Here is a 23559-nt window from a genome sequence, read left to right as displayed (position 1 = left end):
AAATCCCCCTTCCCTCTATCAAAAGAGGGATTAGAATGATAGTTTTACAAAAGCAACACCTCGATCTTGGGTTCCTTTTCTATATGTTTGATTGCTATTGATCCCCACATAAGTGCTCGATCGCACCCATCCACCACCAACTCCAAAATCAACCCATCTGTCTTTATAGAGATTGACTTGAGCAATTGCTGAGATTTCTTTGTAATCCCCATCGGCATAGAGAAAATCAAAGTTGAAGAACTTATGCTCAATTCCAGCAAAAACATACCAAACAGCACTATTGGCACTAAAGAAATTGATATTCCCACCAAAAGTCGTGCCATAGAATCTTGTGCTTTCACTCTCATAGATGATTCCATCATCCTTGGCTACATAGTAACCACCCCCACCAAACTTGAAGACATTAGCAAGCAAAAATTCTTGATCTCCCCAACCTAGGAAAGTATTTGTATTGACATTATCTCTGCGTTGATACATTCCTCGAAGTGTTGTTTTGGATTTGAAAAAGCCTTTACCAAAATTTGCTTGTAGCTTCCCACCTACTTGGAGATATTTTTGATCAATATTGTAAGTCACAAAAGGATCAATATAAAACATCTCTTTGATATTGATATCAAAACCACTCGAGATCAAATGTCCGCTCTTACCATACTGGCGGAATCCCATCAAATCACTTCCCAAGCGATTGGTCGTTTTGGACCCAAAGCCCATTGTTTCATAAGAATAAATTCCCCACCATGAAAAATATCTTGTGTCAAGTTTGAAGCTCACCCCTTCATTTTGTCCAGAAATCCAATCCACGCCTGTGTGTGTTTTACCATCTTTACCAGCAAAGAAAGTAGTCAGATCATAGCGCCCACCTACAATTGAAAACATACGCGTATCGACACGCAAATATGCATCGCTAATCCAGTTGTACCACTTCACATCCTTAGGATTTGTGAATCTTTGATTTTCAATATAGTCTTTATACCAGCCATTTGGTTTGATTGCATAAGGCATCCCTCCAGCAACCCCAAGCCCGATACTTACAGGTCCCATCCCCACCTCAAATCCAAGACGCCCAGTAAATCCTCCATACCAAGGCTTCTGTCCATCAACATTTGCTTTTGTGCCAAAGCTATAAGCTGTTCCAATATGACCAAATGTATTGAAATCCACAGCACTTACAGTGGAAATAGCCAACCCCATCAATGCTAACGATCCAAAAAAGTTCTTTTTCATTCTTTTTCCTCCATATTCCAAAGATAAAAGCTCTGTATTACTAATCTAACACAATCGGCTTAGAAATAAAAAACTTTAGAAATGATATTGCAAAAATGCTCTCATTGCGTAATGATCTTGCTTATTTTGAGTTTTATATCCTGCAAGCATCAAAAAATCAAGTCCAAGTTCAAGCTTCTTAATCGGGAAATATCCTGCGCGTGCTTCTAGTCCAAACAAGTTATTTTCTCCCACAAAAGTCAAACGCGATGCGATTTTTAGAGAAATATCATATTTAAAATGAAATTTTCCAAAAGCATAAAGACTTGTAGAGCCTCCATCAAGCATTCCATCGATATTTTCAAATTGTGTGCTTTGTCCAAAAACAGCCAAATCTTTCACACCATTGCGATTGGTTGCCATGATTCCCCCTCCTGCATCAAAGTTCCTCAATCGATCACGATAAATCAAGTCAGACCAAAACAAAATCCCACTACCCCTAAACTCACGGTTATGATAAGCAACATAAGAGAGAAGTGTGCCCTCCCAAATCAGATCGGAGTTGAATTTTAGAAATTCAAAAGTTGCTTTAGTCCTAATTGCTGGAGCCCAAAACATATTGGCCACACTATAAATATAGGGTTCTAGCTCAATAATTGTATTTGGAATCTTAAACTGCCCATCTATAAGCACACCTCCAAGCCAATTATCAGAACGCCTAAAACCCGTCATTTGATAATTTTCAACCAATGCACTCTGATTGATCCAAGTAATGCCATAGCTAATGAATGGAGAATAAGTGTGAAAAAAACTCAAACCTTGGACATAGTTATCAACCCAATCTGCTCGATACGCAAAACGCCCAGCGTCAAAGCCAAGATTAAGTCTTGAGTTAAAAAAATTGATCCCCAATTCTGTGATTTCAAACCATGTTTTATTGTCCCTAAACCCTCGATTGACTTCATACAATGGGGGATTAAACCAAGCTGATGCCAAAAATTTGTAGCCATAAAAATTTCCACTTTGATACGAAAAAGACGCTCCAAGATCCCAAAAAGTTGAATCACCCAAAAAATCAATATACGCAAAAGTCCCAACATGAGCTTTGGCTTTGCCTTGTTTGAAAGCAAGAGCAATCTCTGAGGATATAAGAGAGCCAAAACACAATACTAAACACATCAATTTGCGCATCAAGTCATTATCCTTACAAGATTCCTTTTACAATTAAAGAGCAATCAGCAAAAATCAGTCCATTTTTGTCTGAGCAGGATAAGTACAGCGCTGACATTGAGGATGATAGGCCTCTCCTCTTTGAAATCCTTGCACAATGTTTTGAGCCAAAGGTGTAGCCAAAATTTCATCCAAACTTTGATCCTTAAGATTCCCAAGCACAATCCCTCCATCACAATCAATACAGCAAGGGACCACATCTCCATTAGCCAAAACTCCAATTTGAGAAATAAGACCATGACAAAATTTATTTGTCTGCCTAGCAATAAGGCCTTGATGAATCCATTCAAAATCACGACTGATTCGCAAAAAGAGATAAGAACCAAGCCTGATCCTTCCCCTATCAAATACATCTTTGACACCAAAGTATTCGCAAAATTGCTGGATCAATACTGGATCAATTCGACTTTGATGCATTCGGAAATTGAGAAAACATTTGGATTGTTGTGATTGATGAAATTTAGCTAGCTCCAAGCAGGATTGAAGATAATCTCTTGTTTTGGGATTGCATGGGTCGCTATAGGCACTAAGTGAAATATTGAGCTGAACAATTGGCGAGGCAAGGAGCTGGCTAAACTTCCAATTTCTAAGATAATATCCACTTGTAACAATCTCAACTTGATGATGAGTTTTTTCTGCAATTTGTAGATAGAGCAGGAATTCTCGATTCTTAAGTGGATCTCCAAGGAGATGAAAATCCATCCGTTCTGTTTTTCCCCTCAATTGATAGGCAATCGTTTCAAATAATCCAAGATCCATTTTCCCCCTCCTCCCCTTTTGAGAAGGACAGAAGCTACAAGTTAGCCCGCAAATATCGCTGATCTCGATATAAACCTTTTTAAAGCGTTTAGACATTGAATCTAAAATGCATGATATCCCCATCTTGGACAATATAGTCTTTGCCTTCTACACGCATAGCTCCTGCTTCCTTTGCTTTGACTTCTCCACCATACTTGATAAAATCTTCATAAGAAATCGTTTCTGCTCGAATAAAACCTTTTTTAAAGTCTTTATGTATTACTCCAGCGGCAACTGGAGCACTATCTCCTCTGCGAATCGTCCAAGCTCTTACTTCTTTTACTCCAGCTGTAAAATAACTAATCAATCCCAATTTTTCAAATCCCTTTTGGATAATTTGTTCCAATCCGCTCATCTCACATCCTAAAGAATCAAGAAATTCAGATCTCTCATCCTCGCTCATCCCCACCATCTCTTCTTCAAGTTTTGAGCATAACTTAACCACCTCACAACCATTATTTTGAGCATAAGCCTTGAGTGATTGAACATGGACATTGTCCCCAAGCAAATCTTCCTCCCCCACATTTGCACCAAAAATCACCTCTTTGTTTGTCAAAAATCGCAATTCACGATCAAGCTCAACAAAAAGTTCATGATCTCTTTGATCAAAGGTTCTCACAGGTGAACCATCTTCGAGATGTTTTTGCAATTGAAAAGCAATCTCAAGAGAAGCTTTGGCATTTTTATCTGCCTTACTTTGGCGCTCTAAGCGTTCAATACGCTTTTGCAAAGTCTGCAAATCTGCTAGCAATAGCTCAAGCTCAATGATCTCTACATCTCCCACAGGATCTACTCTACCCTCGACATGAGTGACATTCTCATCCTCAAAACATCGCACAATATGCAAAATCACATTAGTCTCTTTGATATTGCCCAAAAATTGATTCCCAAGCCCCTCCCCCTTGCTTGCTCCTCGCACTAATCCTGCAATATCCACAAACTCCACAACAGAATGCTGAATCCTCTCAGGATGGACAATCTTAGCCAATTCTCCCAATCTCTTATCGGGCACAGGCACCACAGCTCGATTGGGTTCAATAGTGCAAAAAGGATAATTTGCCGCTTGTGCATTTTGTGTCTGACTTAGTGCATTAAATGTAGTTGATTTTCCTACATTTGGAAGTCCAACAATCCCAATTGACAATCCCATTCATTTCTCCTCAACCAAAGATTTTGCAAATTCAACACATCCTCTTACACCAATCCCACTTGCACCATAGGGATTGATATCCCATTCTTTTTCGACATAGGCAGGTCCTGCGATATCAAGATGCAACCACTTATCTCGATTTTCTTCACGCACAAACTCTGCTAGAAACATTCCAGCAGTAATAGCACCTCCATAGCGTGATGAAGAAACATTGCATACATCAGCAATCTTAGAATCAATCAACTTTCTCAAATGCGAATTAAATGGAAGCTGCGCAACAAGCTCTCCACTTTGGAGTGCATTTTGCTCAAAGTGATTTTTAAGCTCTGTATTATGTCCCATGATCCCATAAGTAAATTCTCCAAGTCCCACAACGCAAGCACCAGTAAGCGTTGCTAGATCGATAAGATAATCAGGTTTAAGATCTTGGGCATAGCTTAGACAATCTGCAAGCACCAAGCGCCCTTCTGCATCAGTATTTCTCACTTCAATACTTTTGCCCTCACGCGAGATCAATACATCATCAGGCTTATAAGCATTGCCTCCGATCATATTTTCCACTGCCCCGATAATTCCATGCACCTCCAAAGGAAGTCCAAGCTGTGCAATCGCAAAGATAATCCCCATCACAGCACAGCCTCCGGCTTTATCTGCCTTCATGGTGACCATATAATCAGCAGGCTTAAGGCTTAGTCCACCACTATCATAAGTCAAGCCCTTGCCTACAAACACAAGTCGTGCCTTACTTGTTTTGGGCTTATAGCTAAGATGAATGAGTTTTGGCTCATGGACTGAAGCACGCGCAACAGCAAGAAGAGATTCCATTTTTTCTTCTTGCATTTTTTTCTGATCCAAGACACTACACTCAATCCCCAATTCTTGGGCTTTATCTTTGGCAATTTGTGCCAAATAGCTTGGTGTTGCTTCATTGGGAATCGTATTGACCAAATCTCTTACAAGAAAGATATTTGAAGCCACCACCCTACATTCTTCCAAAACTACCCCAAGCGTTTCGCATCCACACTCAATAAAAACTTCCCTCAAGGGACTTTCTTCTTTTTGTGTTTTATATGTTTCAAACACATAATCTCCGCAATAAAGCCCCATTAAAATAGCCTCAATCCCCTTTCTTCCACCACATAAATGTACTCTTGCACTTTCAAAAGGGAGCTTTTTGATATATCTAACTGCTTTTGCTGCAGATTCTCGCAAAGTATCAGGATCATGATTCTCAACTTTGATATAAAGCTTACGCGTCTCTTGGACGAAAAAAACATCCTTAAAATTCATTTCTTTCAAAATGACTTCATCCTCACTTCCCTCAACAGAAGTGATAAATTCAATTTCACATTGTGCTTTCTGATCACTGATTTTAATTTCTAGCATTTAATTACCTCTTTTTGGTTTGATAATGAAAATAATACAAGATTCCTCCACCCAATACAATCAGCAAAACGACTAATAAATAAGGGTGAGATTTGAGCCATCCAACAATCTCCCAAATCCAATCCCCAAAATACCAAACAAAAATAATTGTCAGACCTGCCCACACCCATGCACTAAGCAAATTGATTAGGGCAAATTTTAGAGCACTATAGCGCGTCAATCCGATGCTGATCGGGATAATTGTCCTCATTCCATACATATAACGCTGGATAAAAATAATAGGCCAGCCATGTTTTTTGAGCAAAATATGAGCAAGGGCAAATTTCCTTCGCTGTGAGCTCAGCATATTTTTAAGATTCTTTTTATTGAGTCTGCCAATATAAAAATAAATTTGATCCCCAGCAAATCCTCCAAGTCCAGCAACAAAAATAGCCAAAAATAGATTCATATGTCCATCATGAGCAGCAAGTCCGGCAAAAATCAAGCCAAGCTCTCCCTCTAAAATACTCCAACAAAACAGGATCAAATAACCCCATGTCCCAGCATGAGTATTCCAAAGATCAATGATCCATTGCTCAAACCCCATAAGCTCTCCCTATACTTCAAAAATACTATGAACCTTTGTTTTTGTCTTGAGCCTACTAGATCCTCCAAGATCCACAAGATCAAGCAGAAAGCAAGCCTCCACGCACTCTCCTCCAATCTCTTCGATCAATTCCAAAGCAGCCCATGCTGTTCCACCTGTTGCGATCAAATCATCGATCAAAACGACACGCGAGCCATTTTGATTCTTAAAAGCATCTTGATGGATCTCCATCTCATCTTCCCCATATTCCAATGCATAACTTTTGCTCACTTTCAAAAATGGGAGTTTTCCCTTCTTGCGAATTGGCACAAAACCCACACCAAGAGCATAAGCCAAGGGTGCTCCAAATACAAAACCCCTAGATTCTAACCCAACAACAAAATCAATATTCATTTCCAAATAACGCTCTTTGAGAGCATCAATGAGAGACGCAAAACTTTCGCCATCTTGCAAAAGCGTTGTGATATCACGAAACAAAATCCCTTCTTTGGGATAGTCCTGAATGCAGCGAATTTTGGACAATAACTGAGTATCAATCATCTTTTTTCCTACAATAATGCTTCAATTTTTTGTTCAAGTTCTTTAATCCTTGCCTTGTAGCGATCAGCCTCGATTTTATATTGAGAATTTCTCTGCTTAAGACTTCGGATATCCCCCTTGAGAGCTGTGAGTTCTTGAGTGAGGATATCAATGTCCCCCAGTGCTCTTTGTAGCTGAACCTGATGTTTGCGGATCAAAATCTCAGCATCTTGCAATGTGAGCTTCATCTTGGCAGAATTTTTTTCTTCCCTCTGTGCAACAGATCGATAATAAAAAGTCCGTATCCCCATATACAGAACAAAAATAATAAAAATCGTTACAAAAAACCACTGACCAATCAAGCCCCACATTTAGAATCCTTCTGAGAATTTTTCAATTTTTTCTATTCTTCTAAGATGACGATCTCCCTCAAATTCTGTCTGAATAAACGCTTCCAAAATCGATTCGATTTCACCTAACCCACTGATTCTCTCACCCAAACACAAAACATTGGCATCATTATGGAGGCGTGTCATCTTAGCCATATATGCATCTGTGCATAATCCAGCACGAATCCCCCCAAATCGATTTGCTGCAATACTCATCCCAATCCCACTCCCACAAACCAAAATCCCTCGATGACTACTATCTCTTAAAACCTCCAAACAAACTTTCTTAGCATAGTCAGGATAATCCACACTCTTCTCTCCAGTCGGAGATAAATCCACAATCTCTTGATCAATCTTTTTAAAATAAGAAAGAATAAAATCCCTCACCCTAATCCCTGCGTGATCCGTTGCCAAGAAATACTTCATTATTCATCCTTATAATAGAAATTTTAAAATCGTCACAGCAGGGATAAGTATCAATTCCCTCAGTGGAGTCAAAATCACAAGAATCAAAACAAACATACCATAGGGGATCAACATCCAATAAAAACGCATTAGCAAATCACTCCCCAGCTTTAGACCAATATAACTCAAGATTTTCAATCCATCATAAGGGAAAATAGGACAAAGCTTAATCACAACAAAAAAGACATTAAATAAAATAAGATTTTCCCAAAGGATTGCCATCTGTGGCAAAAACTTGGCAGATAGGATAAAGCTAGACAAAAAAGCTATGAAGAAATGAAAAAACACTCCACTAGAAGCCAAAAGAATGGCAAGATTTAGGCCATAGCGATCCACAACCTTCTGCATATTGAGCCACAAAGACTTGGACCAACCAAATAAAAGAGGAGCTTGAAAAATAATCATCGCCAGAGGAAAAACCACCGTCCCAAATACATCAAAGTATTTCAAAGGATTAAATGTGATTTTGCCATCGATCACCAAATCATTTGGCTCAATACAATCCTGTGCATAATATTTTGTAACATAACTCAAACAAAGCTCACAGCCTATAATCGTAACTAATAATGCAAGATAAGAGAAAAGAATTATCCAAGGATCAAAATCAATTCCCAACATTCTTGCTCCTTAGATCTTCCTCCAGACTATTGAGGGATTTGAAGACACGATTCCAGCGGATTGTGTATTTCCACCATCCATCTTCTTTGCCCAATCTTTGGGCTTCTTCTTGTGCCTCTTGAGAATTGCTAAGATTGATCGAAAAATACACAACCCATGGAGTTCCAATGATTTGCGCATAAGGCACACTTCCCCAATAGCGAGAATCAAGACTATTGTCACGATTATCACCAATCATAAAAAACTCATCATCTGCAATCTTTTTATAAAACACCACATCAGAGTGTGTATAAAGTGTAGATCCCTCAATCCTTCTACCATCTCTTCCAATAGGGATCATAGAAAACTCTTGCTTGCACTCATAGATCTCTTTGGTTTTTTCATTTTGACAAGTGCCGGCAATCGCCCAATTTTCTTCATCAAAACTCAAAGCATTAACTGCTTCTTGGAATCTTGCATTATGAGAGTGATAAGCGATTCCTAAGTGATTTTGCATATAGGGATTTTTGATGAATTTTTTGCCAAAAAATTCTTGAACTTGGGCATGAGGAAAATACTTTTTGATTCCCTCATCTCCTTCTTTTGGGCGCAAAAAGAAACCCTGTGCACTCCATATCACTTCATCTCCACCAATTGCAAAATTTCTCTTGACATAATAGGTCTTCTCTTCATGGGGTGGGATAAATACTACGACATCTCCTCGCTTTGGTCTTTCCCCTTCGATGATGTGACCATTGCCTTTCAAATCTGGGAAAACAGGGATCTCAATCCAAGGGATTCTTGGGATTGGAATCCCATAAGAAAATTTTTTGACAAAAAGCATATCACCTTCATAAAGTGTCCCAACCATCGATCTTGTAGGAATCACAAAAGCCTGAGCTATAAAAAAAATCACAAAAGCAACAATGATGATCGTCCCAGTCCAAGAGGATGAGAAGCGATAGAGCTTAGAGAGAAATTTCATTTAAGTCCTTTTGCAAAGTTTTTGGCACTCTTAATTGTATTTTGAAGAAGTGCTGCAATCGTCATAGGTCCTACACCTCCAGGGACTGGAGTGATATAGCTACTCTTTTGCGAAACAGAAGCAAATTCCACATCACCAACAATCTTCCCTTCATCTGTGCGATTGATTCCAATATCAACTATCACAGCACCTTCTTTAATCATATCTGCCTGCAATAATCCTATCTTCCCAACTCCAACAAACACAAAATCTGCATGTCTTGTAAAAAATCCTACATCTTGGGTTAGGATATGGCATAGACTTACTGTCGCACCAGCATTTAAAAGCAATGAAGCAAGGGGTTTGCCTACAATATTGCTAGCTCCAACAATTGTGCAATTTTTTCCCCGCACATCCAAGTGATAAGCTTTTAATAACTGCATCACACCAAAAGGTGTAGCAGGCACAAAACCTTCAAGATCAAGCATCAATTTTCCCATATTGATCGGATGAAATCCATCTACATCTTTCAGGGGAGAAATTGCCTCTAAAATTTTTTGGGTATTGATATGCTTAGGTAGAGGTAATTGCACAAGAATTCCATGAACTTTTGAATCTTGATTAAGGTCCTCAATTTTTTGAAGCAAAAATTTCTCGGTTACATTTTCAGGCATAGCAAATACAAGAGAATTGATTCCCACACGCTCACAAGCTTGTGATTTCATCTTGACATAAGAAGCACTAGGCGCATCATTTCCCACCAAGATCACAGCCAATGTCGGATACATAAATTCTGCATTCAGCTTCTCAACTTCTTGCTTGATTTCCTTCTCGATCAAAACACTCAGACTCTTCCCATCTAAAGCAATCACTTATTTCCCTTAAATATTGGATTATTCCTTATAATTATAGATTAAATTGTGCTCAAGGAATGGCATGAAACACTACAAAATCTTGCTCTCTCTCTTTCTTTTGTCTCATCTTTATTCTCAAGAAGATTTTATCGATGATTTAGAATATGGAAAGAAGCTTTATGAAAATCCACGAGGCATCAGTTGCAAAGCCTGTCATGGAGACAAAGGAGAGGGCAAACTTATTGCAACTTATAAAACAAGAAACAAAGAAAAACAGCTCTTTGCCCCATCAATTAGACATCTATCGTATGAGGACTTTGCTCAAAACATCAATTCAAGCAAAGGCGTGATGCCCAAGTATTATCTCACAGAAAAAGAGATTGAGGCAATTTTCAAATTTTTGCAAAGCCTTTAAAAGAGTGTGTCTCTCTTAGACATCACTCTCATTCACACAAGATAATTCCTTTTTGCTCACCTTAATCTCCTTGATCCGTGCACCTTCCACAGCCAACACCTCATAAGAGCACATCTCATCTTCAATAATTTCCCCAACAGAAGGCAGATTCCCCAACAGGTTAAATACATATCCCCCCAAAGTCACATGCTCATGCTCATCGCTCAACTTGACATCAATCAGCTCTTCAACATCTTCTAAGCTTAGCATCCCACTCACTCTGAAACTTGTCTCATCTAGCTGAACCACCTCTTCACTTCTGAAATCATATTCATCACTAATATCTCCCACAATTTCCTCAATAATATCTTCCATGGTCAAAAGACCCGAGGTTCCACCATACTCATCGACAACAAGGGCGGTATGAATCTGCTCTTTATTCATACGCTTGAGGATTTCTGAGATCGAAGCATTTTCTGGGACAATCAATGGCTGACGCACAAGAGCACTTAGATCATGCGTCTCTTTTGTAGTATCTTGAAGTAGATCGCGGATATGAATCATCCCCAAAATATTGTCCTTACTCTCTTTGTAGTAAGGATATCTTGTGTGATTGGTTTCCATCACGATTCTGAGATTTTCTTCATAGTCCTCATCTGCATTGAGACAAATCATATCTTTACGAGGTGTCATGATTTCCTTGGCGACAGTGTCTGAAAAATCTACAGCATTCTTGATAATCTCACCCTCAATAGAATCAATAAATCCGCCCTTCAAACTTTCACCGACAATAATCTTAAGTTCTTCATCAGAATGTGCAATTTCATGCTCTGTCGCAGGACGCACTCCCATCATGGACAACACAAATCCAGAAAGCATCTCAAAAAGACGGATAAATGGATAGAGCAAAATCCAAAAATAATGCAAAGGTCGAGCAACAAGCAAAGCCATCTGCTCAGCTTTAGCAATTGCGATTGATTTTGGGACAAGCTCACCCAACACAACATGAAGCAAGGTAATCAATGTAAATGCGACCACAAAACTCAAAGTATGTGCCAAAACCGTATTTTCATACCCCAAAAATGCAATAAACAATGAATTAAAAAGTTTTGCGATCGCTGGCTCACCGATCCATCCCAATGCCAAAGAAGACAAAGTAATACCAAGCTGAGTCGCACTCAAATAACTATCAAGAGAATTGGAAATTTTTAAAGCAAGCTTTGCAGATCCCCCACTCCCATTTTTGACAAGTTCCTCTAGCTTGGATCGACGCACTTTGACGATCGCAAACTCCGATAGAACAAAAAAACCATTTAAAAAAACAAGAACCAACGCCAAAACAACCATCAAAACCGACTGGTAGGGATCCAAAGAAAAACTCCTTAAATTTTAATTATCTAAGCTTATAAAAACAAAACTTCACATTCTATCTTTTTTGAATCAATAAATCAAAATTCTATAGGCCAAATGCAAGCAAAAGATAATAAACCCCGCCACCAAGCAAAGCAGATACTGGAACAGTAATCAACCATGAAGCCACAATCTTAGTCAATGCACTTCTCTTAACAAGTTCATTTTTGTAAGCTTTTTTTAATTTCTTGGTTTCTTTTTTGTCCAAAATGCGTATTTCTCGTCTTTTTAGTGCCTCTAGGATCAAGCCCTTGCGCTTCATACTTGCACGATTATATTTCTCCAAAAATTCTTCCACCTCTTTCTCATCTTTTCCAGCATGGGCTTGCAAGATCAATTCTTGAGCTTGGAATTGCTTCTTTTGAAGATACTCTCTCAAAAAGCCAACACCAAAGATTCCACCAATTGCAATATGTGTAGAACTCACAGGTAATCCAAGCTGAGATGCGATTAAAACAGTGATTGCAGCACTCATTGCTACACAAAATGCACGCTTTTTATCAAGATCTGTGATCTCATTTCCAACGGTTTTGATCAATTTTGGACCATAGAGAGCAAGCCCAAGTGAAATCCCCAAAGCACCTACAACCATAATCCAGAGCGGAACAGATGCTTTGCTTCCTAGCTCCAATCCCTCAGAAAGCACCTGATTAATTGCAGCCAGTGGCCCGATTGCATTAGCAACATCATTGGCACCATGCGCAAAACTCAAAAGAGCTGCGGCAAAAACAAGTGGAATTGTGAAAAGATCATTGACTGCCTCCTTGGTATTATCGATCTCTTTTACCTTATTGCGCACCCAAGGACGGATCAACAAAAATGCCACAAGAGCGATCCCAACACTTACTCCCACAGCGACTTCCATGCTCATTGGCAAAATCTTTTTCAATCCCTTTGTGATCAAGTAGAGTGAAAAAGAAAAACTCATCACAGCGATCAAGATTGGGACGATTTTTCGTGCTGCCTCTCTTTTGTCTTTTTTATAAAGAATCGTCTTTTTAATAAACATCAAAAAAACAACAGCGATCAATCCTCCCATCACGGGTGAAATCACCCAGCTCAAAACAATATTTTGCAACACTCCCCATTTGACAACTCCTACACCACCAGCTGCAATCCCAGCTCCCAAAATCCCTCCAACAAGAGAATGAGTTGTCGAAACTGGAGCGCCGACAAAAGTCGCAAGATTGAGCCACAATGCCGCAGAAAGCAAAGCAGCAAACATCAACAAAAGAAAAACTTGAGGATCAGCGATAGCAGACTGACTAATAATGCCCGATTTAACAGTATCCACAACATCACCCCCAGCAATGATCGCACCCATCGCTTCACAAATAGCAGCGATAATAATCGCCCCAAAAAGTGTAATAGCTTTGGATCCAACAGCTGGACCGACATTGTTTGCCACATCATTAGCACCGATATTCATCGCCATATAGCCACCAACAATAGTGGCAAATACAAGCATCGCGGGATTAGAAATATTGGGCACACTAAAGGCATAGAGAGCAGTAGCAATCACAAAGATCATTACAATCCCTATTTTTAAGCTATCTTTCTGAATCGATCGAGATGCACGATCAAGCCTCTTATAATCCTTGATATCCACTTCAAACTTCCTTGTGTATGAACTTATATGCTGAATAAACATATAATCATACCAATCCCAAAACTTGAATTTGACTTTTTTTAATTAAAGCGCTATATAATCAGGGCAATAACCAAATAACAGCCAATCAAAGCTGTCATTTCAAAAAAGGAGCATGGATTGATTTTCTCAGATTCTGAATTACAAAAACCTGTCGAAGTTAGCCTAGAAAAAGTTCGCCCCTACCTTATTAGAGATGGAGGGAATCTAAAATTGGTCAAAATAGATAATGGATGTGTTTATATTCAACTACAAGGAGCATGCAAAGGATGTCCAAGCAGTACCATCACTCTCAAAAACAAGATTGAACATCAACTCAAGATGGATATTCATCCAGACATCTCTGTTGTGCGAGTTGAGAATGACTAAAGCACAAATTGCACTCAATGCACTCTCAAGGGGTGAATTTCAAAAGGCATTTGATTTTCTCAATCAAGCTATCCAAAAAGATCCATCAAATCTCAAAGCCAAAATGGGATTTTTGCTCTGGGACATCGCACAATCAGATTCCCACAAAGCATTGGGATTGCTGGAGTTTTATTATGCCCTCCTCTTTGAGCTCACTCCTCAAAAAGCACAAGAGCAAATTATCAATCTCATCAATTCGATGGATCAAAAAGACAATCAAGAGACAGAGCAACTCTTTGCTTCTCTAGCGCAAAACTCCGAATCCTTTTCATGTATCTCATATGAAGATTTCAAAAATTTTGTTTTCACCAAATCAAACTTCAAAGAAGCATTTGAAGATTTTGCGCTAAGCACAAAAATTATCTTCTCTCACAAAGAAGAAGTTTATGAGTTTCTAAATTTTTTGATTGACAAAGGGCGTGCTGATCTTTCAATCCAATATGCAGAAAACATCAGCGAAACTACAGGGTTTGATCTCCAACTCAACCAAATCTTGCAAAAGGCATTTAAACATCTCAAATGAAAATTTCTAAACCTATCACCATTCATCAACGATCATTTAAATCCATCAGCGATCACTCTAGTGATGCCCTAGATCCAGACTGTCTCTTCGTGCAAACCACACTCAATAAGCGATTTCATCACACTATTAGTCAAAATCAAAGCATCCATCAAGATCAACTCTATCAGCACTTCACACTCCCTGCTCATATCATTGGCATTACTGGGACAAATGGCAAAACCACAACAGCCGCGCTCATTGCGCATATTTTACTTTCTCACCATTACAAAGTCGCGCTTCTTGGCACACGAGGATTTTTTATCAATGGAGAACAAAAAAGACTCAAAGGGCTTACAACACCAACGGTTTTGGAGCTTTATGCCTTGCTAGAAGAGGCGAGTGATTGTGATTTCTTTGTCATGGAGGTTTCCTCACATGCAATTGCTCAAAATCGTATCGCCTCTATTCCTTTTGCTGCCAAGATCCTCACCAACATCACAAGCGATCATCTTGACTTTCATCAAACATTGCAAGAATACATTCGTATCAAAAATAGCTTTTTTGATGATAACTCAATCCAAATCATCAACTCTGATGAGCCCAATGCCTCTATCCAAACCAAAACCACATACGGAATCAAAAATCAAGCTGATTTTTTTGCCCAAAATTTCTCTATCTCTCCATCTATCTCAGCTCAGATTCACTCCCCCACTTCAAGCACATCTCTCACACTCAAAATGTGCGGACTGCACAATCTCTACAATGTCCTTGCTGCCATCACTTGTATCTCCAAGCTCACCCCTCTCTCTTTGGAGCAAATTTCTCATTCTCTGCTTTCATTTGTAGGAGTAGAAGGAAGGATGGAAATCCTCTCAACTACTCCCTTAATCATCGTTGATTTTGCTCATACAGATGATGGAATGAAAAAAATACTAGAGAGTTTTGAAGGTCAAAAAATCGTCGTTGTTTTTGGCGCTGGAGGAGATCGTGACAAAAGTAAAAGACCCAAAATGGGTCATATCGCAGATCAATATGCACTAAAAATCTATCTTACAAGCGATAATCCACGCAGTGAAGATCCGCAAGTAATTATCGATGAGATTGCTCAAGGTATCACAAACCAACACAAAATCATCTCACGCAATCCTGATCGATTTGCAAGCATCCAAGAAGCGATTCATAATTTACAGCCTGATGAGATTCTCTTTGTTTTGGGCAAAGGAGATGAACAATATCAAATCATTCAAGATCAACTCATCCCCTTTGATGATCGTGAAGTCATCCGCTCTGTGCTAGAATCCACCCAAACTACAAAGAAGGATAATTTATGATGTTAGAGATGCTCTATAGCAAAATCCATCGTGCAACAGTTACAGATGCAAATCTTAACTATCAAGGCTCAATTACCATCGATGAAACTCTCGCCAAAAGTGCCAATCTCTTAGAGGGGATCAAAGTCGATATCGTCAATATCAACAATGGCGAGCGCTTCAGCACCTATGTGATTTATGGAGATAAAGATTCAGGGATTGTCTGTCTCAATGGAGCAGCCGCTCGCAAAGCTCATCGTGGAGATAAAATCATCATTATTGCTTATGCATCTTATTCTCAAGAAGAACTTCATTCCTATAAGCCTAGCGTTGTATTTGTTGATGAAGAAAATAAGATTCAACATATCTCCAAGGAGGTTCATAATGTTTGATCCAAGCAAGCTCACAGAGATGCTTAATGGAATCCAAGAAAAAGCCAAAGAATTCCAAGAACAAAATAAAAACAAAATCTACACAAGCAAAAGTGGTGGTGGTCTCATCAGCGTCAGCATGAATGGATCTGGAGAAGTGGTTGATCTCAATATCGACTCCTCACTCCTAGAGGATAAAGAATCCTTACAAATCTTGCTCATTAGCGCCATCAATGATGCTTATCACAATGTCGATGAGAACAAAAAAAGTGATGCACTCAATATGCTCAATGGATTCAATCTTTTTGGACAATCTTGATGCGCTTTATTTGTGTGCTTCTTGTTTGTTTGAGCCTAAGCTTTTCATACGACTTTAGTTTTTGTCAAAAATATTATAAAGATGCTTCTATCTCTATCTACAACACAAGAGCAGTGCTACTTGAATATGGCAAACAGAAGTTTTTCGTCGCTTTTTTCAAAACCCCTCCTCCAAAGAATCTCCAAATCATCAAGGCTGATCCATTTATCGGTCTTTATGCATTCAATCTACCCACAAAAAACAAGCAAAGCTATATGCTAATGCCCATTGATTCCAAAGCAAAATCTCTCAATGTGGCTGCAATCAATCACTCAAATGTACAAAAGGGAATCATTATCCAAGCCCAAAAAGGATTTTTAAACTACGCTAGATTTAGTGGGAAGATTCCAAATAATGGAGTGATTTCTAATATTTGTTATCAGATTTATGGACTAGGAATGGGAGATACCTTTTTTATTGACAGCAAGTATCTCAACCGTTTTCTTTCACAAGATAAGCCCTATTATGGAGATCTTGGTATCAGACTCTATCCACCCAAACAAGGAGATCAAACGCTCAAAGTTCAATATGTAGATCCCTTTTTTCCCAATGTCCCCTTTCTTAAAAACGATGAAATTCTTTCAATCAATGATCAACCCATCAAAGATTATTATCAATTTGAATGGTTTGTCTCCAATCTGCCCAAAGATTCCATCGCACGCGTCAAAATCAAAAGAATCCAAGATAAAAAACCACAAACTCTGACTTTTGATGTCAGTGTGCAAGAGCGTTATGGGGGATTCCTCCTTCCTGATGTTTTCTTCGATAGGATTGGTATCAAGCTTGATCATGAACTCAAAATCATCTCCGTTGATCCAAGCAAGCACAATCTTCAACAAGGCCTACTCCAAGGCGATGCACTCCTTTGGATCAATGGAGAAAGAATCTTTAGCTACACCAAACAAGATCCACAAAAAGTTCAAAAGCGCTTAAGAGAGATTCTCACTCAAGCTGTCTCCAAAGGCAAGCTTGAAGTATTGATCTCAAGAGATGGTTTTCAATTTACACTCAATCTCATCAATGGATTACAAAATGACTACATCAAAGCTAGATACAATCCTTTTGGATTTTGAATCTTTTCTACAATCCCACACCCCAGAAGCCCAAAGCTTTCACCCACATTTTCAAAAAGCCATATGGGAGATGGTCAAAAATGGAGGCAAAAGATTTCGTCCAGCACTTATGTTTTGCGTGATCGATGCATATGTGCCAAATCTTCTTCACCATGCATTTCTTCCAGCACTTTCAATAGAGATCTTGCATACCTTTTCTCTCATTCACGATGATTTGCCAAGCATCGACAATGCCTCTTTGCGTCGCAATCATCCAACTCTTCACATCAAGTATGATGAAGTAACGGCTATTTTAAGTGGAGATTTCCTCAATAGCTATGCCTTTTATCTCATCACACAATCCTCATTTGATCCCAAAATTCAATCTTCACTCATCTCTACATTATCATTCAATGCATGTCAGATGATTATAGGTGAAGCACTAGATTGTTATTTTGAGAATCAAACTCTCAATTTTGAAAAACTTCAAAAAATTCATATTCTCAAAACAGCTAAACTCATTGCTTCAAGTTTAAAAATGGGGGGGATTATCGCCAATCTTTCAAAGCAAGAAAATGACAAACTTTGGGATCTTGGCATCATTCTAGGGCTTTTCTTTCAGATTCGTGATGATCTCATTGATGCAACTTATACGCAAGAAAAAGCAGGAAAACCCACACAAAGTGATGAAATCAAAAATAGCTATGTCAATCTTTTGGGGCTTCAAAATGCTCAAAAGGAATTAGAAAACCAAATTCATCAGATTCAAAGTATGCTTCATACGCTCGATGAAAAATTGGCGAACAATCTTTTATCTCTACTCAAAGGATATTTCAATGTTTAAACAACTCATTCATTCTCAAAAGGAATTTTTCGCTACTGGAGAAAGTCGAAAATACCAATACAGAAAAGATGCTCTACTGAAGCTTAAAAATGCTATTCAAGTGCATGAAGAAGAGATTTTGGATGCACTGCACAAAGATCTCAATAAGCACCATTTTGAGGGATATATGAGTGAAGTGATGCAAGTTTTGCATGAACTTGATCACACACTCAAATTACTCAAATCCTATACAAATCCCCAAAAAGTCAAAACACCGATGACACATTTTATGGGCAAAAGCTATATCAAACACGAACCCTATGGTGTGTCTTTGATTATTTCACCATGGAATTATCCTTTTGCCCTCTGTCTAATCCCTCTTATTGGATCAATCGCTGCGGGAAATTGTGCAATCCTCAAGCCATCAAACTATGCTCATCACACACAGCAAATCATTCAAAAGATTATTCAAGGTATTTTTCCTTCCTGCTATATTGATGTATTGATCGGTGATTCAAGTGTGGTTCAACCCCTTATTGAGGAGCGTCCAGATTTTGTCTTTTTTACAGGGAGTGTGCCTGTAGGGAAAATCATCGCCTCACATTGTGCAAAACATCTCATTCCATCTACTCTTGAGCTTGGCGGGAAGAATCCATGTATCATCGATGAAAGCGCCAATCTCAAGATCGCAGTCAAAAGAATCGCTTGGGGTAAATTTCTCAATGCTGGGCAAACATGCATCGCACCAGATTTCTTGCTGATTCATCACTCTATCAAAGATCAATTTCTCTCTCTTCTCCTTGATGAAATCAAACATTTCTTTGGCGATCAACCCATCCAAAACATTGGTAAAACGATTTCATCACGACATTATGAGCGTATGATCAAACTTTTGGATTTTGATTGCAATCTGGGTCAAATCTATGGTGGGAACAAAGATGAAGAAAAGCTTGAACCCACAGTGATTGATTTTGGCAAACTCACTTCAGATAATCCTGCTCTTTCTTTGCCTATTATGCAAGAAGAGATTTTTGCTCCAATTCTTCCTATTTTGAGCTTTGAGAATCTTCAAGAATGCATTGACTTTACAAAGAAATTTGAAAAATCCTTGGCACTCTATATCTTCAGTCAAAACAAACACAATCAAGAACAAATCCTAGATTCTGTTTCATTTGGTGGGGGATGTATCAATGATTGCATTATGCATATTGTCAATCCTCATTTGCCTTTTGGCGGTGTAGGACACAGTGGGATTGGATGCTATCATGGAAAATTTAGTATCGAGACTTTTTCACACAAAAAAGCTATTTATTCAGCTCCTGATTATGAAATTCCTCTACGATATCCTCCTTATGATAAGCCCATGTTTGGCTTCCTATCCAAGATGAAATTTATCAAGTCTTTTCTTTCTTAGATTTTTCTAAGGAAGAAAACACATCAAAACCTTAGCTCTAATCAAAAACAAGAAAACAAAATAAGATGGATTAAAAATCAGAAGAAATAAGAATGGCTCCGGATGCAGGATTCGAACCTGCGACCAAGCGGTTAACAGCCGCCTACTCTACCGCTGAGCTAATCCGGAATAAATAAGCTCAAAAGTGAAATGGGATTTTATATTTTTTTACTCCTATTGTCAAGAGTTCATCGTGAAAAATTTCATATTTGCAACATTTTTGACACAGATTCTTTTTTCTTGAAGAAGCTCCTCAAGAAAAGAAAGATTATCTTTGACAAAAAGCTCACAAAACTCATCCTCTGCAATCGGACGCCTTGCAAGAATCTCAAGCAATTCTTCCTTGCTTGCTAATTTATGCCTTTGTATTTTTTGATTACCTTTGCGTGTAGGGATACTCACACATAGCCCCTCAAACGCTTCTCTCAAAGAAAGCAGCACATCATTATCAACGCCATTGATCTTATAAGCTGGAGGACGATCAAGACTTCCAAGATCCACTCTTGAGACCCCAACCCTTCTTAAGAAACTAGCAATCTCTTTCATCTCTTCAAAATCATCATTGATCCCCTCAATCACAAGCACTTCAGCGACGAGCTCTCCACAATATCCTCTAGCAAAATCCTCAATTCCCTCTAAAATCTGCTTGATATTCAAACTTTTATGCGGGCGATCAAGTTTTTTGAAACTTTGATCACTAATACAATCTAGGGAAAATTTGACGATATCAAAATTTTGCAATGCCTCTTGGACCTGAGGTGTCCCAAAACAAGAGCCATTACTCAAAATCAAAGTCTTGCATCGATTCTTCGTCATTACTTTGAGCTTGGAAGATAAATCAAGCAAAAAAGGATAAAGTGTTGGCTCACCATTAGCAGTCACACTCAAAACATCAATCTCTGGATTTTTTTCCATCCCTTCTTGTATTTCTTCTATGATCTTCTCTAATGCAATCACATCTGTCATTTTTTCCACAGTCTTGGCTCCACCAAGCTCACAATACACACAATCAAAATTACACTGCTTCAGCATTGGAGAAAGATCAACACCAAGAGACAATCCAAAACGACGCGAGAGGATTGGACCAAAGACGATTTGCTTCATCAGCGTTTTGTTTTTTGCCTCACCATTTGCACAAGTGCGATTGCATTCTCTCTAGGCAAATCTGGGATCATCCCATGTCCAAGATTGAAAATATGTCCAGCCTCTCTTCCCATCACAGAAATGATGCGATCGACACCCTCTTCCATCGCCTCATAATCATATAATCTAGCAGGCTCAAGATTGCCTTGCAATACATATCGATTCCCAAGCTTTGCTTTTGCGAGCTCCATTGGAGTCCCCCAATCCACACCAAAGACATCAAACTCACCATCTAAATGATCAAGATAGCTACCCACTCCCTTTGGAAATAAAATAACAGGAATATGTGGAAATTTCTTTTTGAGATCATACGCGATCTCTTTCATATAGTTCCAGCTAAATTTCAAATAAGCTTCTCTCTCCAAAGCACTTGCCCAAGAATCAAAAATCATTACAGCATTTGCCCCTGCTTTGATTTGATTCTCAAGATATGCTTTGAGCTCAGAAGTGATTTTCTCCAAAAGTGTTGCTAAAAGCTTGGGATTGGCATAGAGCATTTTTTTGCTATGTGTGTATGTTTTGCTTCCCTCACCCTCGATCATATAGGTAGCCAAAGTCCAAGGAGAACCACAAAATCCAATCAAAGCCTTATCCTTGGAGAGTTTCGAGCGGATTGAAGAAATCGCATCATAGACATAATCCAGACGATTTGATGCACCCTCTCTGAGCTGATTGAGATCTTCTATGGAGCGGATTGTATTTTGAAATTTTGGACCTTCACCAGCCAAAAATTCCAAGCCCAAGCCCATCTCATAGGGAACAACCAAGATATCACTAAACAAAATTGCTGCATCGACATCCAAAATATCAATAGGCTGTAAAGTCACCTCAGCTGCAAGCTCAACATTCTGACAAAGATTCAAAAAACTCCCTGCCTTAGCACGAGTCTCTTTGTATTCGCTCAAATATCTTCCAGCTTGACGCATCATCCAAATCGGTGTATAGGGGGTTTCCTTCCTTAAAGCGGCATCAATAAAAATCATTCTTATCCTTTGATTTAGTGTTTAGAATCTTTGTGCAAAAAATAAAGCCCTAGCGATAATCCAAGAATTGAGGCTGCAAAATACAACATATCTAGCGAATTTTTCATTCCCATATTCAATACCTTTGAAAAAAACGCCACAATCAATGCCATCACGATCACCTTTGCTAGCTTATCTTTGAGCTGATCAAGCGTATGAATCTCCAAAACTTTAGAACTTTGCTCATCTTTGATCTCAATTTTGGCGATAAAAAGCTCATATAAGCCAAAGGCAAAAATAAGCAATACAACGGCAATCAAATACAAATCAATCGCCATAATGATTGCGTTTAGAAGAAGATTGTGAATATCAGCATCTTCACCCATATTCCCCATATAATATTGGTAAGTCGCACCAACAGCTTTGAGAATATCTATGCTCGCAACCAAAAAAAGCAAAATCGATCCCACCATCGACAATACAACAGCAAAAATAATAAATAACCGAGAATTCCAGAGAATACGAGCAAAAATTTTATGGAGGAACTTCATCCCTCCATCTCCACAATCCATTTTTGTGCGATTCTCACAGCATTTGTCGCAGCACCTACACGCAACTGATCTGCCACACACCACAAATGCAAGATATGACTATCATAGCAATCCTTTCTGATGCGTCCTACATAAGTTTCATTTGTATCTGTTGCGATGGAGGGCATGGGATAGAGTTTTTCTGATGGATCATCTAGCACGACTAGATTTGGGGCTTTTTTCAAAATTTCTTTTGCCCTCTGAGTATCGACCTCATGCTCAAAATGAATGCTAATTGATTCACTATGACTTCTAAGCACTGGGACTCTCACGCATGTCGCACTGATTGGAAATGAGCAATGCATAATCTTTTGTGTCTCACCAATCATTTTCATTTCCTCTTTGGTGTAATCATTGTCCATAAAAACATCAATTTGAGGAATCAGATTGAGGGCAATCCTATGGGGAAAAGCTTGAGGCTGACATGCTTCAAGCTCAAAGGCGAAAAATTTTTGCATCTGCATAATCAACTCTTCCATCCCCTTTTTGCCCGCTCCACTTACAGCCTGATAAGTGCTGACATCCACTCTTTTGATACCAAATTCTTGATGCAAGGGTGATAAAACCTGCACCATCTGAATCGTGGAACAATTGGGATTGGCAATAATTCCGCTCTTTTTCCATTCTTTGATATCTTCTGGATTGACCTCTGGAACAACAAGGGGAACATCTGCTTGCATTCTGAAATGACTTGTATTATCAATCACTACAGCCCCAGCCTTTGCCGCACTAGGAGCAAACTCTGCACTCACATTCCCTCCAGCAGAAAAAAAGGCGATCTCCACCTGCTCTTTGGCAAAAATCTCATGGGTGAGCTCTTGGATCTCCCATTCACTCCCAAAAGCCTCGACAAATTTTCCAGCACTTCTAGCACTTGCAAGAGGAAGGATTGAAGAAATGGGGAAATTTTCTTCCTCCAAGATTCTCAAAATCTCTTCCCCCACAGCTCCACTTGCCCCCACGATCGCCACTTTGTATTTTTTCATTTGTATTC

Annotated in this window: 27 protein-coding genes and 1 tRNA gene; 9 read left to right on the top strand and 19 right to left on the bottom strand. The window is 38.9% G+C overall.

Features of this window, described 5'->3' with window-relative positions; genetic code table 11:
- Positions 1–30 precede the first annotated feature (30 nt).
- From T391_RS0104855 to folD, 12 genes are all read right to left on the bottom strand, one after another.
- Positions 31–1224, bottom strand: a complete 1194-nt coding sequence (locus T391_RS0104855) for a hypothetical protein (RefSeq protein WP_027327383.1) — start codon at positions 1222–1224, stop codon at positions 31–33.
- A gap of 75 nt (positions 1225–1299) precedes the next feature.
- Positions 1300–2394: a hypothetical protein gene (locus tag T391_RS0104850; protein ID WP_027327382.1), complete on the bottom strand. Its 1095-nt coding sequence runs from the start codon at positions 2392–2394 to the stop codon at positions 1300–1302.
- Positions 2395–2448: 54 nt separating this feature from the next.
- Positions 2449–3192, bottom strand: coding sequence for an SPASM domain-containing protein (locus tag T391_RS08040; protein ID WP_051420614.1), 744 nt, complete (start codon positions 3190–3192; stop codon positions 2449–2451).
- An 88-nt stretch (positions 3193–3280) separates the two neighbouring features.
- The gene (gene ychF, locus T391_RS0104840) at positions 3281–4381 is read right to left on the bottom strand and encodes a redox-regulated ATPase YchF (RefSeq protein WP_027327381.1); all 1101 of its coding nucleotides are present in this window, start codon (positions 4379–4381) and stop codon (positions 3281–3283) included.
- Positions 4382–5767 (bottom strand): leucyl aminopeptidase, encoded by a 1386-nt coding sequence (locus tag T391_RS0104835; protein ID WP_027327380.1) that lies wholly within the window; start codon positions 5765–5767, stop codon positions 4382–4384.
- Positions 5768–5771: 4 nt separating this feature from the next.
- Complete coding sequence (locus tag T391_RS0104830) at positions 5772–6353, bottom strand: DedA family protein (RefSeq protein WP_027327379.1); 582 nt, start codon at positions 6351–6353, stop codon at positions 5772–5774.
- A gap of 9 nt (positions 6354–6362) precedes the next feature.
- Positions 6363–6893, bottom strand: a complete 531-nt coding sequence (locus tag T391_RS0104825) for an adenine phosphoribosyltransferase (protein ID WP_027327378.1) — start codon at positions 6891–6893, stop codon at positions 6363–6365.
- Positions 6894–6901: 8 nt separating this feature from the next.
- On the bottom strand, positions 6902–7243 hold the full coding sequence (locus tag T391_RS0104820) for a hypothetical protein (RefSeq protein ID WP_034583925.1): 342 nt from the start codon (positions 7241–7243) through the stop codon (positions 6902–6904).
- A complete protein-coding gene (gene rpiB, locus T391_RS0104815; protein WP_027327376.1) occupies positions 7244–7687 on the bottom strand; it encodes a ribose 5-phosphate isomerase B in 444 nt (147 codons plus the stop codon).
- A 9-nt stretch (positions 7688–7696) separates the two neighbouring features.
- Positions 7697–8344, bottom strand: coding sequence for a zinc metalloprotease (locus T391_RS0104810; protein ID WP_051420613.1), 648 nt, complete (start codon positions 8342–8344; stop codon positions 7697–7699).
- The gene (gene lepB / locus T391_RS0104800; protein ID WP_027327374.1) at positions 8331–9308 is read right to left on the bottom strand and encodes a signal peptidase I; all 978 of its coding nucleotides are present in this window, start codon (positions 9306–9308) and stop codon (positions 8331–8333) included. Before lepB ends, T391_RS0104810 begins: the two co-directional genes overlap by 14 nt.
- Positions 9305–10159, bottom strand: a complete 855-nt coding sequence (gene folD, locus T391_RS0104795) for a bifunctional methylenetetrahydrofolate dehydrogenase/methenyltetrahydrofolate cyclohydrolase FolD (protein WP_027327373.1) — start codon at positions 10157–10159, stop codon at positions 9305–9307. The genes lepB and folD overlap by 4 nt, the downstream gene beginning before the upstream one ends.
- 64 nt (positions 10160–10223) lie before the next feature.
- Between folD and T391_RS0104790 the strand changes: the two genes are divergently transcribed.
- Complete coding sequence (locus tag T391_RS0104790; protein WP_034583924.1) at positions 10224–10556, top strand: c-type cytochrome; 333 nt, start codon at positions 10224–10226, stop codon at positions 10554–10556.
- Positions 10557–10571: 15 nt separating this feature from the next.
- On the opposite strand, the gene T391_RS0104785 is transcribed toward T391_RS0104790, so the two are convergent.
- The gene (locus tag T391_RS0104785) at positions 10572–11906 is read right to left on the bottom strand and encodes a hemolysin family protein (protein ID WP_027327371.1); all 1335 of its coding nucleotides are present in this window, start codon (positions 11904–11906) and stop codon (positions 10572–10574) included.
- Positions 11907–11991: 85 nt separating this feature from the next.
- Positions 11992–13554 carry an inorganic phosphate transporter gene (locus tag T391_RS0104780; protein WP_027327370.1) on the bottom strand — a complete coding sequence of 521 codons (1563 nt, stop codon included), beginning with the start codon at positions 13552–13554 and terminating at the stop codon, positions 11992–11994.
- 159 nt (positions 13555–13713) lie between these two features.
- Between T391_RS0104780 and T391_RS0104775 the strand changes: the two genes are divergently transcribed.
- From T391_RS0104775 to T391_RS0104740, 8 genes are read left to right on the top strand one after another with little or no spacing between them, the layout of a single operon-like run.
- Positions 13714–13962, top strand: a complete 249-nt coding sequence (locus T391_RS0104775) for a NifU family protein (RefSeq protein WP_034583922.1) — start codon at positions 13714–13716, stop codon at positions 13960–13962.
- Positions 13955–14524 carry a hypothetical protein gene (locus T391_RS0104770; protein WP_027327368.1) on the top strand — a complete coding sequence of 190 codons (570 nt, stop codon included), beginning with the start codon at positions 13955–13957 and terminating at the stop codon, positions 14522–14524. The genes T391_RS0104775 and T391_RS0104770 overlap by 8 nt, the downstream gene beginning before the upstream one ends.
- On the top strand, positions 14521–15834 hold the full coding sequence (locus T391_RS0104765; protein WP_027327367.1) for a UDP-N-acetylmuramoyl-L-alanyl-D-glutamate--2,6-diaminopimelate ligase: 1314 nt from the start codon (positions 14521–14523) through the stop codon (positions 15832–15834). Before T391_RS0104770 ends, T391_RS0104765 begins: the two co-directional genes overlap by 4 nt.
- The gene (gene panD / locus T391_RS0104760) at positions 15831–16205 is read left to right on the top strand and encodes an aspartate 1-decarboxylase (RefSeq protein WP_027327366.1); all 375 of its coding nucleotides are present in this window, start codon (positions 15831–15833) and stop codon (positions 16203–16205) included. Before T391_RS0104765 ends, panD begins: the two co-directional genes overlap by 4 nt.
- Positions 16198–16503, top strand: coding sequence for a YbaB/EbfC family nucleoid-associated protein (locus T391_RS0104755; RefSeq protein WP_027327365.1), 306 nt, complete (start codon positions 16198–16200; stop codon positions 16501–16503). Before panD ends, T391_RS0104755 begins: the two co-directional genes overlap by 8 nt.
- Entirely contained in the window at positions 16503–17615 is a 1113-nt protein-coding gene (locus T391_RS08035; protein WP_051420612.1) for a DUF7488 domain-containing protein, read from the top strand. The genes T391_RS0104755 and T391_RS08035 overlap by 1 nt, the downstream gene beginning before the upstream one ends.
- Positions 17575–18438 carry a polyprenyl synthetase family protein gene (locus T391_RS0104745; protein WP_034583919.1) on the top strand — a complete coding sequence of 288 codons (864 nt, stop codon included), beginning with the start codon at positions 17575–17577 and terminating at the stop codon, positions 18436–18438. Before T391_RS08035 ends, T391_RS0104745 begins: the two co-directional genes overlap by 41 nt.
- Complete coding sequence (locus T391_RS0104740) at positions 18431–19831, top strand: aldehyde dehydrogenase family protein (protein WP_034583916.1); 1401 nt, start codon at positions 18431–18433, stop codon at positions 19829–19831. The genes T391_RS0104745 and T391_RS0104740 overlap by 8 nt, the downstream gene beginning before the upstream one ends.
- Positions 19832–19924: 93 nt before the next feature.
- On the opposite strand, the gene T391_RS0104735 is transcribed toward T391_RS0104740, so the two are convergent.
- The 5 genes from T391_RS0104735 to T391_RS0104715 all read right to left on the bottom strand — a co-directional run bounded on the left by T391_RS0104735 (position 19925) and on the right by T391_RS0104715 (position 23551).
- Positions 19925–19999: transfer RNA gene (locus T391_RS0104735), tRNA-Asn, on the bottom strand.
- A gap of 51 nt (positions 20000–20050) precedes the next feature.
- Positions 20051–20974 (bottom strand): radical SAM protein, encoded by a 924-nt coding sequence (locus T391_RS0104730; RefSeq protein WP_051420611.1) that lies wholly within the window; start codon positions 20972–20974, stop codon positions 20051–20053.
- Positions 20974–21996: a uroporphyrinogen decarboxylase gene (gene hemE / locus T391_RS0104725; protein ID WP_027327361.1), complete on the bottom strand. Its 1023-nt coding sequence runs from the start codon at positions 21994–21996 to the stop codon at positions 20974–20976. The genes T391_RS0104730 and hemE overlap by 1 nt, the downstream gene beginning before the upstream one ends.
- Positions 21997–22010: 14 nt before the next feature.
- Positions 22011–22526, bottom strand: coding sequence for a YqhA family protein (locus tag T391_RS0104720; protein WP_027327360.1), 516 nt, complete (start codon positions 22524–22526; stop codon positions 22011–22013).
- Positions 22523–23551, bottom strand: a complete 1029-nt coding sequence (locus tag T391_RS0104715; protein WP_027327359.1) for an aspartate-semialdehyde dehydrogenase — start codon at positions 23549–23551, stop codon at positions 22523–22525. The genes T391_RS0104720 and T391_RS0104715 overlap by 4 nt, the downstream gene beginning before the upstream one ends.
- Between the last annotated feature and the right edge of the window lie 8 nt (positions 23552–23559).

Origin of the sequence: Helicobacter pametensis ATCC 51478 (assembly GCF_000518225.1) — a bacterium.
GTDB classification, from domain to species: domain Bacteria; phylum Campylobacterota; class Campylobacteria; order Campylobacterales; family Helicobacteraceae; genus Helicobacter_G; species Helicobacter_G pametensis.
This window is presented reverse-complemented; position numbering and strand designations above follow the sequence as displayed.